Source organism: Agrococcus sp. DT81.2 (genome assembly GCF_049844935.1).
In the GTDB taxonomy this organism is placed as follows: domain Bacteria; phylum Actinomycetota; class Actinomycetes; order Actinomycetales; family Microbacteriaceae; genus Agrococcus.
Genome location: NZ_JBNCLZ010000005.1, coordinates 91,484 through 103,157, shown reverse-complemented (window position 1 = coordinate 103,157; position 11,674 = coordinate 91,484). Strand labels below are relative to the sequence as shown.

General features: G+C 71.0%; 11 protein-coding genes. 5 read left to right on the top strand and 6 right to left on the bottom strand.

Features of this window, described 5'->3' with window-relative positions:
• Positions 1-678 precede the first annotated feature (678 nt).
• Together metX and ACLQ21_RS10940 are read right to left on the bottom strand one after the other, a co-directional pair.
• On the bottom strand, positions 679-1,902 hold the full coding sequence (gene metX, locus ACLQ21_RS10945; protein WP_425663613.1) for a homoserine O-acetyltransferase MetX: 1,224 nt from the start codon (positions 1,900-1,902) through the stop codon (positions 679-681).
• Positions 1,903-1,921: 19 nt separating this feature from the next.
• Positions 1,922-3,241, bottom strand: a complete 1,320-nt coding sequence (locus ACLQ21_RS10940) for a bifunctional o-acetylhomoserine/o-acetylserine sulfhydrylase (protein ID WP_425663611.1) — start codon at positions 3,239-3,241, stop codon at positions 1,922-1,924.
• A gap of 139 nt (positions 3,242-3,380) precedes the next feature.
• Between ACLQ21_RS10940 and ACLQ21_RS10935 the strand changes: the two genes are divergently transcribed.
• On the top strand, positions 3,381-4,154 hold the full coding sequence (locus ACLQ21_RS10935; RefSeq protein WP_425663609.1) for an SDR family NAD(P)-dependent oxidoreductase: 774 nt from the start codon (positions 3,381-3,383) through the stop codon (positions 4,152-4,154).
• A 42-nt stretch (positions 4,155-4,196) separates the two neighbouring features.
• On the opposite strand, the gene ACLQ21_RS10930 is transcribed toward ACLQ21_RS10935, so the two are convergent.
• The 3 genes from ACLQ21_RS10930 to ACLQ21_RS10920 all read right to left on the bottom strand — a co-directional run bounded on the left by ACLQ21_RS10930 (position 4,197) and on the right by ACLQ21_RS10920 (position 7,629).
• Positions 4,197-5,138 (bottom strand): Vps62-related protein, encoded by a 942-nt coding sequence (locus ACLQ21_RS10930; RefSeq protein WP_425663607.1) that lies wholly within the window; start codon positions 5,136-5,138, stop codon positions 4,197-4,199.
• A 22-nt stretch (positions 5,139-5,160) separates the two neighbouring features.
• The gene (locus ACLQ21_RS10925) at positions 5,161-6,006 is read right to left on the bottom strand and encodes a hypothetical protein (protein WP_425663605.1); all 846 of its coding nucleotides are present in this window, start codon (positions 6,004-6,006) and stop codon (positions 5,161-5,163) included.
• Positions 6,007-6,171: 165 nt separating this feature from the next.
• Positions 6,172-7,629, bottom strand: coding sequence for an MFS transporter (locus ACLQ21_RS10920; RefSeq protein ID WP_425663603.1), 1,458 nt, complete (start codon positions 7,627-7,629; stop codon positions 6,172-6,174).
• A gap of 63 nt (positions 7,630-7,692) precedes the next feature.
• Between ACLQ21_RS10920 and ACLQ21_RS10915 the strand changes: the two genes are divergently transcribed.
• Positions 7,693-8,478, top strand: a complete 786-nt coding sequence (locus tag ACLQ21_RS10915; protein WP_425663601.1) for a ZIP family metal transporter — start codon at positions 7,693-7,695, stop codon at positions 8,476-8,478.
• Between the two features lie 9 nt (positions 8,479-8,487).
• Here ACLQ21_RS10915 and ACLQ21_RS10910 read toward each other — a convergent pair whose 3' ends face one another.
• On the bottom strand, positions 8,488-9,996 hold the full coding sequence (locus tag ACLQ21_RS10910) for a DUF222 domain-containing protein (RefSeq protein ID WP_425663599.1): 1,509 nt from the start codon (positions 9,994-9,996) through the stop codon (positions 8,488-8,490).
• Between the two features lie 212 nt (positions 9,997-10,208).
• On the opposite strand from ACLQ21_RS10910, the gene ACLQ21_RS10905 reads away from it, so the two are divergent.
• From ACLQ21_RS10905 to rnc, 3 genes are read left to right on the top strand one after another with little or no spacing between them, the layout of a single operon-like run.
• Positions 10,209-10,769, top strand: a complete 561-nt coding sequence (locus ACLQ21_RS10905; protein ID WP_425663597.1) for a YceD family protein — start codon at positions 10,209-10,211, stop codon at positions 10,767-10,769.
• A gap of 3 nt (positions 10,770-10,772) precedes the next feature.
• Entirely contained in the window at positions 10,773-10,976 is a 204-nt protein-coding gene (gene rpmF / locus ACLQ21_RS10900) for a 50S ribosomal protein L32 (protein WP_123698226.1), read from the top strand.
• Positions 10,977-10,986: 10 nt separating this feature from the next.
• Positions 10,987-11,673, top strand: coding sequence for a ribonuclease III (rnc, locus tag ACLQ21_RS10895; RefSeq protein ID WP_425663595.1), 687 nt, complete (start codon positions 10,987-10,989; stop codon positions 11,671-11,673).
• Position 11,674: the final 1 nt, after the last annotated feature.

The following is an 11,674-nucleotide window of genomic DNA, read 5'->3' as shown; positions in this document are numbered from 1 at the left end:
CGGCGGGAGCGGCTGCGCGTGCTCGCGGCCGGCGCGATCGTCTCGGCGGCGGTGCTCGCCGTCGCGGCGCTGCTCGGCTCCGAGCACGCGCTGTCGTTCCTCACCGAGCAGGAGGATCGCGGCCTGCAGATCGAGGCCGTCGCGGCCACGCCCTACATGTGGCTCGTCGGCGGCGACGACGCGCACGTCTACTTCGACCGCGGCATCTGGACCTACCAGGTCGACAGCGACGGCGTCGGCACGGTCGCCGCGCTCGCGACGCCCGTGCTCGTCGGCACCGTCGTGCTGCTGTGCGCGATCGGCGTGCTCGCCGTGCGGCGCTCGCACGGCCGCGAGGCGATCGTGTGGCTCGCGGTCGCGCTCGTGGCGGCGCTCATCGTGACGAACAAGGTGGGCTCGCCACAGTTCGTGCTCTGGCTCACGGTGCCGGCGCTGCTGCTCGCCGAGCTCGGCGCGCGGCGGCACTGGATCGGCGTCGGCGCGGTCGTCGCGGTGTCGGTCGCGACGCAGCTGCAGTTCCCGTGGACGTACGACTGGCTCGTCGTCGGGCACCCCGCGGCCGTGGCGCTGCTGACGGTGCGGAATGTGCTGCACGTCGGCATCCTGATCGGGGCGGTGTGGATGCTGCTGCGCGCCGCGCGTCGCGGACCGATCGTCCCGCCGGACCGGCTCGGCGGCTCAGCCGAGGAGCGGCGCGAGCAGGTCGCCGACGCGGCCGGTCTCGATGAGGAAGCCGTCGTGGCCGAAGCCGCTCTCGAGCACGACCGGCTCGGCGCCCGACACGCTCGTCGACAGCCCGGCGGTGAGCCGCTGCTGGTCGGCGACGGGGAAGAGCCGGTCGCTGGAGATGCCCACGACGAGCGTCGGTGACGTGACGCGCTCGAGCGCGGCCTCGACTCCGCCCCGGCCGCGACCGACGTCGTGCGTCGACATCGCATCGACGAGCCGCACGTAGGAGCCGGCGTCGAACCTCCGGGTGAAGCGGTTGCCGTGCACGTCGAGGTACGACTCGACCTGGAACCGGCCGCCCGCGAGCGGGTCGACGCTCGACTGCCACTCGCGCCGGAAGCGCTCGTTGAGCTCGTGTTGCGAGCGGTAGCCGAGCATCGCCATGCGGCGCGCGAGCGCAAGGCCGCGAGCGGGCCCAGCGTGCCCCGGCAGGTCGTAGAAGTCGCCGTCGAGCCAGCCGGGGTCGGTGGTGACCGCCTCGATCTGCAGGGAGTTCTGGGCGATCTGGTCGGCGCTCGTCGCCGCGTTCGAGGCGAGCAGGGCGGTGCTGCCGACCCGCTCGGGGTGGGCGATCGCCCACTCGAGCGCGTGCATCCCGCCCATCGAGCCGCCGATGACGGCGTGCCAGCGCTCGATGCCGAGCCGGTCGGCGAGACGGCGCTGCGCCTCGACCTGGTCGCGGATCGTCACGCGCGGGAATCGTGAGCCCCACTCGACGCCGTCGGCGGCGAAGGATGCCGGTCCTGTTGAGCCCTGGCAGCCGCCGAGCATGTTGGGGGCGACGACGAAGAACCGGTCGGTGTCGATCGCGAGCCCGGGGCCGACGACATCGCCCCACCAGCCGGCGGTGACGTGACCGGGGCCGGCGTCGCCGCGCACGTGGCTGTCGCCCGTGAGCGCGTGCGCGATGAGCACGGCGTTGTCGTGGGCGTCGTTGAGGCGACCCCACGTCTCGAACGCGAGCACCGCATCCGTCACCGTGCCGCCGGCCTCGACGGCGATGTCGCCGATGCGGGCGAACCTGCGCTCGCCAGGGTCGTCGCCGGGGCGCCACGCGCCGGTGACCGGTACGGGGTGGGTCCGGCGGACGTCACCGAACGGCAGCGCATCGACGAGCCGGGCGGCGGGCACCCTGGAGGCAGGCTGGACGTCGTCGCTCAGCTGCCAGTCCACGGGTGCCCGCCGTCCCGGTTCAGGCCGCGGCCGCCTCGAGCGCGGCGGCCTTCGCGGCCGCTGCCTCGAGCCCGGTGCCGAGGTCGGCGATGAGGTCGTCGACGTGCTCGATGCCGACCGAGAGCCGCACGAGGCCCGGCGTGACGCCGGCCGTGAGCTGCTGCTCGGGGGTGAGCTGCGCGTGCGTCGTCGACGCCGGGTGGATGACGAGCGAGCGCACGTCGCCGATGTTCGCGAGGTGGCTGAAGAGCTGCAGCGACTCGACGAGCGCCTTGCCGGCCTCGACGCCGCCGACGAGCTCGAACGAGAGCACGGCGCCGGTGCCGCGCGGCGCGATCTGCTTGCCGCGCTCGTGCCACGGGCTCGACGGGAGTCCGGCGTAGTGCACGCCGGCCACCTGCGGGTGGCCCTCGAGGAACTGCGCGACCGCCGTGGCGTTCGCGACGTGGCGGTCGATGCGCAGCGAGAGGGTCTCGATGCCCTGCAGCAGCTGCCAGGCGGTGTCGGGGGAGGAGGATGCGCCGACGTCGCGGAGCAGCGTCACGCGGGCCTTGATGATGTAGGCGATCTGGTCGCCGAGCGCCTCGGCGAAGGTGACGCCGTGGTACGACTCGTCGGGCTGCGTGAGGCCCGGGAACTTGTCGGACTTCGACCACTCGAAGCGTCCGCCGTCGATGATCGCGCCGGCGACGACGGAGCCGTGGCCGCCGAGGAACTTGGTCGCGGAGTGGACGACGATGTCGGCGCCGTGCTCGAGCGGGCGGATGAGGTAGGGCGTCGCGATCGTGTTGTCGACGATGAGCGGCACACCGGCGTCGTGCGCGACGTCGGAGACGCCCGCGATGTCGAGCAGGTTGATGCGGGGGTTGCCGATCGTCTCGGCGAACAGCAGCTTCGTGTTCGGGCGGATCGCGCGGCGCCACTCGTCGAGGTCGTCCTGGTCCTCGACGAACGTCACCTCGACGCCGAGCTTGCGCAACGTGAAGTGGAAGAGGTTGTAGGTGCCGCCGTAGATCGACGACGACGAGACGATGTGGTCGCCGGCCTGGGCGATGTTGAGGACCGCGTAGGTGGTCGCGGCCTGGCCCGACGACAGCAGGAGGGCGGCGCTGCCCCCCTCGAGGGCCGCGAGGCGCTGCTCGACGACGTCGTTCGTCGGGTTCATGATGCGCGAGTAGATGTTGCCGAACTCGGCGAGGCCGAAGAGCCGGGCTGCGTGGTCGGCGTTGTCGAAGACGTAGGAGGTGGTGCGGTAGACGGGCGTGATGCGCGCCTTCGTGGTGGGGTCGGGCTGGGCGCCCGCGTGCACCTGCAGGGTCTCGAACTTCCAGTCGCTCATGGTGCGCCTCCTCGGCTGTCAGCGGTGGGGTGTTGTCCTCAGCGTGCAGGGGATGCGCCGCGGTGGCCAGCGCACGGCGACGCACGGCGTAACACTCGCGCGATTGGCGCCCTCGGGCATCCGGTGCTTGCATGTCGGCATGAGCGAGAAGCGGATCATCGTCACCGGAGCGTCGAGCGGGATCGGGGAGGCCGTGGCCAGGCAGGCCGTCGCGCGCGGCTGGCAGGTGCTCGCGGTCGCGCGACGCGCCGAGCGGCTTGAGTCGCTCGCGGCGGACATCGGCTGCGAGGTGCTCGCCGCCGACCTCACCGACGAGGACGATGTCGCGCGGCTCGCCGACGCCGCTGCCGCGTTCCGGCCGACGAGCCTCGTGCAGGTCGCGGGCGGCGCGAAGGGCGCAGCGCACCTCGCCGAGACGACGATCGAGGACTGGCGCTGGATGTTCGAGTCGAACGTCATCGCCGCAAAGCGCGTCATCGACGCCGTGCTCCCGCTGCTCCGTCAGTCCACCGCCGATGGCGGCTATGCCGAGATCATGGTCGTCACGTCGATCGCGGCGACGGTCTCCTATGCGGGCGGCTCCGGCTACAACGCGGCGAAGTCGGCCGAGAAGCAGCTCGTCGACGTGCTGCGGCTCGAGCTGCACGGCGAGCCCATCCGCGTCATGGAGGTCGCGCCCGGCATGGTCTGGACTGAGGAGTTCTCGCTCGTGCGCTTCGAGGGCGACAAGGAGAAGGCGGATGCCGTCTACAAGGACGTGCAGGACCCGCTCTCGGCCGATGACGTCGCGCGCGTGATGACCGACATCCTCGCGCTGCCGGGGCACGTCTCCGTCGACGAGACGATCATCAAGCCCGTCGCGCAGACGCACCCGTGGATGGTGCACCGCGGGCCGCTCGTCGCGAAGGGGTGATGGCTCGCTCCGCATCGGCGTCTTGCGCGCCCCTGTCGACGGTCAGCCGCCGCTGTCGTCATCGAGCCAATAGCCCTGGAACGCTGGCCCGTACGGACCGCCCAGCCAGGAGAAGCCGGTGCCGATCTGGCCCCAGTGTCCGGTATATCGGATCCACTCCTGCCCCGCTGTGGGTCTGCGGCGGTGGCCGACGAGACGAAGGTGGTCCCAGGTCTGCCAGACGGGCCCGCCGTCAGCCGTGTGATCGTCGGGCAACGCCGTGCGTGCTTGCTTGCCGGCCGACCAGTAGGTCGCGTGCGTGTGCCGGGCGGAGTACACGATCGGATGACCCTCCGACGTCGAGCTGAACTCGCCCGGCCGTCGCCATGTGCTCTCTGTGTTGTGCACGTGATAGAACACCTCCTGCACCGACCGCAGATCGCGACCGATTCGGACCGTGACGTGCTCGAAGTCTCCTTCATGCTCGAAGTCGGCTCCGGTCGTGATGTCGCCGTTGTACGGGTAGAAGAACCAGTACTGCAGATCCCAAGCAGTGCTCGTACCTGGAGCACGCCGAAAATGGACATAGCACTCGGCGATCGCGAGCCGTCCGCGCCGAGTTTCGGTCGTGTTGGCGGCGATCTCCAGGAAGAAGTTGGTGCGATCTGCCCCCTGTCCTGAGGACTGCCCGCCGCTTCGTTGGGCGATCAGCGTGTTGACGTTGACCTCGCCGACATCCAGGATTCGCACGTCCGGCCACCATGCGCGGTGCCGTCGCATGCGCACGTTCTGCAGATACCAGGGCACCGAGCTCGGCCTGTATCTGTCATCTGGGTGCAGTCGCACTTCAGGTGCAAACCGATGGATCGCGTCGAGCAGTTCTACGGAGGCTCGTGCACCGGGACCGGGCGGGAGGCGCGGCACAGAGGCGAGACTGCCGCGAAGGGTGGCTGGCGGGACCGCTCGCACTACCTTCGTTACAACGCGGAGCGCACTCGTGTCCATCGTGGTGTCGCGCTCGCTGGTCTCATCCGAGCCCGACCAGCATCGGGATCAAGCCGCGACCGCCGCTTCTGGCCAGAAGGCTCTTCCCGATGGTGGCGCCGATCATCCTGGCGCGGTCTTCAGCAGCCATCGCGTGGCCTGGAGTGGGTGAAGTGGTGAGCAAGTCGCCGACTCGAACCGGGCAAATGTCCGCGTCAACGAGGCATTCCGCTTTCCCGGCAATCGCAATTGGCACCCGGTCCTGATGCTCCGCGTGGCTGTCCAGGCGAAGCGCCGGATGGTACGCCCCGGCACCGGAACGCACACCGACGACCCGGTGGTCGTATGCGATGGTGCACGCGTCAACGAGGCCATCGGCTCGTGCCACAAGGACCGAGCCTGGTTGCAGGTGCCGGACCGCATCGAAGTCCTCCGAGCAGTCGGCGCCGGAGAACTCGATGTCGCCCGTGACGCCGTTGATCACGAGTGTCGTCTCAAGGCGGGCATTGAGGAATGAGATCCTCCCGGTAGCACCGTCGACCTGGATGACCGGTCCATTGGCAGCCGCTCGGATCACCAGGCCGCCCGACTGGCCGCGTCCGGTGCCGAAGGTTCCGATGCCCGTTTCGCCATTGATGGAAACCACGGTCTGGCCGTTCGAGTCGCGCACCCGCAGGCCCCCAGAAGCGCCATCGTCGCCGATGTCGAGGGTGACATCCGCAGTCGGCATGACCGAGCTTCCGGCGGCGGCCATGGCGTCGACGCCATCGGTCACTGGTCCCTCCGTGCGGCGTTGGAGGCCGATCCGGACCGAGGACGCAGTGAGGACTGTCTGGCGGTCCACTGGCGTGCCGGTGATGCGAAGTGGCCCGACGATCGATTCAGCCATGAGAACTCCATCTTGGGGAGAGACAGGCAGCCGCCGCGCGCACAGTGGCGAGCCGTCGGTCGCTCCAGCTCGCATCTTCCTCCGGGATGCTTGCACTGTCCATAACACCGATGACGGTGAACATGAAGCGGCGATCGGCTTCATGCGGTCGCACGCGCACACGCCTCAGCGTCGCGCAGCGTCCGTCGGAAGGGGTGTGGTGGCGTCAGCGCCAGCGGTCTCGGGATCGGCGAACGCGAGCCGCGGTACGGCGATGAGGCCGACGGCCGCGACGAGCGCCGTCACACCGCAGACGATCCACACGACGATGTAGCCGCCGATGCTCGCGGCGGTGCCGATCGCGCCGATCGCCAGCACGATCGCGAAGATCGACGACGCGAACGAGCCGCCGATCGTCTTCGTCGTGTTCGTCATCGCGGTCGCGACGCCGGTCTGGCCGCGAGGCGCCGCAGCGGCCGCGGCCGCCGGCAGCGCACCCACGAGCGCGCCGGAGCCGACGCCGGCGACGGCCATGCACGCGAACACCTGCCACACCTCGAGGTGGAACGGCACGAGCAGCAGGTAGCCGACGCCGACGAGCGTCGCGGCGACGATGAGCAGCAACCGGGGGCGGATGCGCGCCGACAGCACGGCGAGGGCCGCGGCGCCGACGATGAGCGACAGCAGGTAGACGCCGATGAGGATCGAACGGCCGGATGCGTCGAGGCCGAGCCCGTAGCCGAGCGACGGGTCGGTGCCCGCGTAGGTCGCGAGCGGCGTCTGCGCGCCGAGCAGACTCACGCCGACGAGGCCGGCGGTGAGCTGCACGGGCCACATCTCGGGCCGGCGCATGACTCGCAGGTCGATCGCGGGGTCGTCCTTGCCGAGCACCCACCGTCCGAACGGCAGCAGCAGGGCGACGCCGACGAGCATGACCGCCCAGCCCCACCACGCATCCGCCCCGCCGATCTTGAGGAACGTGAGGCCCGACGTGATCGTGAGCAGCGACAGGGCGAGCAGGACGAAGCCGCCGGCGTCGAGGCTGCGGCCGGGGAGTGGCTCCGACTCTGGCACGCCCCAGAGGATCGCGAAGAACGTGAGGGTCACCATCGCCGCCGGCACCATGAGGGTCGGCGTCATCGCCTCGCCGAACGCGCCGAGCGCGACAGCGGAGCCGAGCGCACCGAGGATCGCGCCCGCCTCGAGCGCGATCACGAGCAGGCCGGCGGCGCGGCGGGTGGTGGACGGCGCTGCAGCGGTTCGGCGCCCGCGGTCGAAGATGAGCGCGACCTCGAGCGGCAGCCAGACGGCGTACGCGCCTTGCAGCGAGAAGGCGATGAGGTAGCTCCAGAAGTCGCCGGCGAACGCCATCCACCAGCTCGCGCCGGCCGTGAGCGCGGTCGCGACCAGCAGCATCCGCTTGTGGCCGTGCATGTCGCCGAGCTTCGCGAGCACGGGCACCATGAGCGCCGACAGGAGCAGCTGGCCGGCCTCGAACCAGTTCACGTCGGCGTCGGTGACCGAGAGGTGGCGGGCGATGTCGGGCGTGAGGGTGACGTACCAGCCCTGCAGCACGCCGCTCGTGAGCTCGACGCACACGAGCCAGCCGATCAGGGCGAGGGGAACGGCGCGCGTCGTTGGCACGAGTGCATCATGGCACCCGGATTCGTCCCCCAACGGCGGCCCACGCGGTCGTACGCTGACCGCATGCAGTCGCTGATCTTCGGCATCATCGCCTCGAGCGCGCTGATCATCGGCGCGCTGATCGGGATCCGCTTCGATCTGCCCAAGCGCGTGCTCGCCGTGCTGCTGTCGTTCGCGGCGGGTGCGCTGATCACCGCGCTCGCGTTCGAGCTCTTCGAGGACGCCTTCGAGAAGGGCGGCATCTGGCGGGCGGCGATCGGCCTGTTCGTCGGCGCGCTCGTGTTCACCGTGCTGAGCGCGCTGCTCGACCGTGCCGCGCAGCCGGGCAAGGGCAAGCCGGCGGACGAGCACCAGGGGAGCGCGAAGCTCGACACGGATGCGGCGGCCTCCGACCGCGCGGCCACGAAGGCGACGACGCGGGGCGCTGCCGGGCTCGCGCTGCTCGCGGCGGTCACGCTCGACGGCGTGCCCGAGAACGTGGCGATGGGCGTCTCGCTCGGGGAGGGGTCTGGCGGACTCGCGCTGCTCGCCGCCATCTTCGTCTCGAACCTGCCGGAGTCGCTCGTCGGCGCATCGTCGATGCGCACCCAGGGCATGTCGAAGGGCAAGATCCTCGGGCTCTGGTCCATCTGCGCCGTGCTGCTGGTCGGGGCGACCGTGCTCGGCGCGGGTCCGCTCGCCGTGGTCGACGAGGAGACCATCTCGCTGCCGCTCGCCTTCGCCGCCGGCGCGGTCATCGCATCCCTCGCCGACACACTCATGCCGGAGGCGTACGAGCACGGCGGGCCGGCCGTGGCAATGAGCACCGCTGCAGGGTTCGTGCTGTCGTTCGTGCTGTCCCTCGCCTGAGCGGCGGCGTCAGAAGGGCGGTGGTGGTCCGCTCGGTGGTGCGGTGCCGGCGAGAGCCATCTCCCACACGTGCTCCATCGTCTCGACGAACACCGGCCCTTGCGGCTCTGGCTCGTCGCGGTGGATGTTGCCGAGCGGCGACGTCCACTCGAGCACCCCGCCGGGCAGCTGCCGGACGCGCCACGCGGTGGTGTGCTTCATGAGGTGGTGGCGCCTGCAGAGGTGCGCGAGGTTGGCGATGCTCGTGGGGCCGCCGTCGACCCACGCCTGAGTGTGGTCGAGGTCGGCGCGCTGGACGGGGTTCGTGCAGCCGGGCCAGCGGCAGCGGCCGTCGCGGGCCTTGAGCCAGCGCCGCATCGCCCGGTTGGGCGTGTACGTGTCGACCGTCACCGGCAGCCCGGTGACGGGGTGGAGGAAGAGCCGCTCCCAGACGACCGTCTCGGCGGCGAGGGCGCGGATGGTCGCGGCGTCGACCAGGATCCGCCCGTCGAGCAGCGCCGGGAACCGCAGCCGCGGGTCCTCGGGCTCGTCGGGGTCGCGGAGCAGCTCGGTCGCCGGGATCGTGATCGTCACGGTCGCCTTGATCGGGCTGATGCCGTGCAGGTCGTCCGGGCTGACGCCGCACAGCAGCAGTTCGCCGAACCCGTCGGCGCGGAACTGGTCGAAGGTGCGCGGGTCGTCCTTCGGCTTCGCCTTCGCGGCCTGCGTGAGCCGGTCGAAGATCGCCACGCCGACGATCGCGGGCAGCCGGGCGCCGAGGTCGACCATCCCGTCGCCGGCGTCGACCATCCACACCGACCGCTGCTCCATCGCCCGGTCGTGCCGCTGCTGCAGCGGCGCCGTCAGCACCCGGTTCACGACGATCTTCGCCCGGGCGCGGAGCCGGCCGGGCGTGGTCGTCTCGGCGATCGCCACGAGCTCTTGCTCGACCTTCGCCGTCTCGGCCGGGTCGGCGCCGATGTCGGTGCGCAGCGCGTGCGTGGCCTGCTCGATCACCCGCAGGTGGCCGCTCCCGATCCGGCCCGCCTTGTGCGCGGCGTGCGTCGCGGGCAGCTGCGTGACGATCGTCCACGCCTCGGCCATCCGCCGCTCCACGCCCCGATCGGACTGCCGCAGCTCCGCCGCCAGCACCGACGCCGCCTCCCGCAGCCCCGCCACCGCCGGACCCGGCTCCTGCTGCACCCGCGCGAAGCGGGCCGCGAGCAGCTCCCGCTCCTCCGCCTCGAGCCGTGCTCGCTGGGCCTGCAGCGCCTTCACCCCGCCGGTGAACTCCTCCTCGCGGCGCAGCCACGCGGCAGCCTCCGACTCGGCCGGACCGGGCAGCTCGGGCATCGCCATGCGGCCCTCGGCGACCGCGTCGACCTCATCGTCAGAGAGCGCGGCAAGCCGCTCATCCCACTCGCGGTCGAACGCATCCAGCAGCTCCTGCAGCTCTGCGGCGGTGCGGCCGAAGGGGTCGATGGCGCCCGCGCGGATCGCGGCGATGTACGCCTCCGGGTCGCAGCCCCACTCGTCCATGACCGCATTCCACCACGGGCCACTGACATGGAATCGGGCCTGTGGACAATCGCGGAGCGGGTGGTTTCGACACGGTCAGGGCGCTGCGCGCCCGGACCGGCTCATCCAGTATGGGTGGGTCCGCACGCTGCGCGCCCGGACCGGCTCAACCGGCGGGAGGGGCGGGCGTGGGGCGGATCCGGCGCCCATCGACGGCCCGTAGACTGGGGGGCATGGCCACCACCCACCCGTTCACGATCTCCGTGCGCGACATCGTGCGGAAGCCGGGCCGGATGCGCGACGCAGAGCTGACGGCGCCGTTCGGCGTCAAGGTCGGCGAGGGGCTCGCGACCGTGCTGCCCGAGCAGCCCGTCGATCTCGACGTGCGGCTCGAGAGCGTGCACGAGGGCATCCTCGCGACCGGCGAGGCCTTCGTCACCGCCCTCGCCACGTGCTCGCGCTGCCTCGTGGAGTTCGACCTCGACGTCGAAGTCGACTTCCTCGAGCTGTTCGCGTATGCTGATACGTCGGAAACCGACTACCTCGTGGTCGACGAAACGGTCGACCTCTTTCCGGTGGTCCGGGACGCGATCGTGTTGGCGCTGCCGTTCCAACCGGTCGACAGACCGGACTGCTCTGGGCTCGACCCGGAGACAGGGGAGCGGCTCGAGCCTGGCACCGCCTACGTGCCGACGGAGACCATCGATCCTCGGTGGGCAGCGCTCCAGGGTTTCGCACAAGACGTGACCGACGACAAGTCGGACGATGACGCTCAGGCGTCCAAGAAGGAGTGAGCAATGGCTGTTCCCAAGAGGAAGATGTCGCGGTCCAACACCCGTGCGCGCCGTTCGCAGTGGAAGGCCGTCGTGCCCAAGCTCGTCAAGACCATCGAGGGCGGCAAGACCGTCTACAGCCTTCCGCACCGCGCGAAGGTCGTCGAGGACTCGGCCGGCACGCCGCTGTACATGGAGTACAAGGGCCGCAAGGTCGCTGACGTCTGATCTCCGTCCTGTGACGGAGCACCGACTGCTCGAGCAGCTCGGGGTCGACATCGACCCCGGGCTGCTGTCGTTGGCGCTCACCCACCGGTCCTGGGCGTACGAGCACGGGGGTTCGCCGCACAACGAGCGCCTCGAGTTCCTCGGCGACTCCATCCTCGGCCAGGCGATCACGATCGAGCTGTACCGGCGGTTCCCCGACGCGACGGAGGGCGAACTCGCGAAGCGCCGCGCCGGCGTCGTCTCGTCGGTCGCACTCGCCGAGGTCGCGAGGAGCATCGGGCTCGGCGAGCACATTCGCCTGGGCAAGGGCGAGGCCGCGTCGGGCGGCGCCGACAAGGCGTCGATCCTCTCCGACACCATGGAGGCGATCTTCGGTGCCGCGTTCCTGAGCGCCGGGCACACCGCATCCGCCGACCTCGTGCTGCGCCTCGTCGGGCCGCTGCTCGACGACCCCGGCCGCACCGGCGCCGCGCTCGACCCGAAGACGGCGTTGCAGGAGGTCGCCGCCGCGCAGGGACGCGGCGCGCCCGTCTACGAGGTCGTGGCGACCGGCCCGGACCACGCCCGCAGCTTCGCCGCGACCGTGCGCATCGACGACGAGGCGATCGCGAGCGGCTCGGGCACGAGCAAGAAGGTCGCCGAGATGGCCGCCGCGCTCGCCGCCCACGAGCAGCTCACGCGCGCCGCACAGGGCTGAC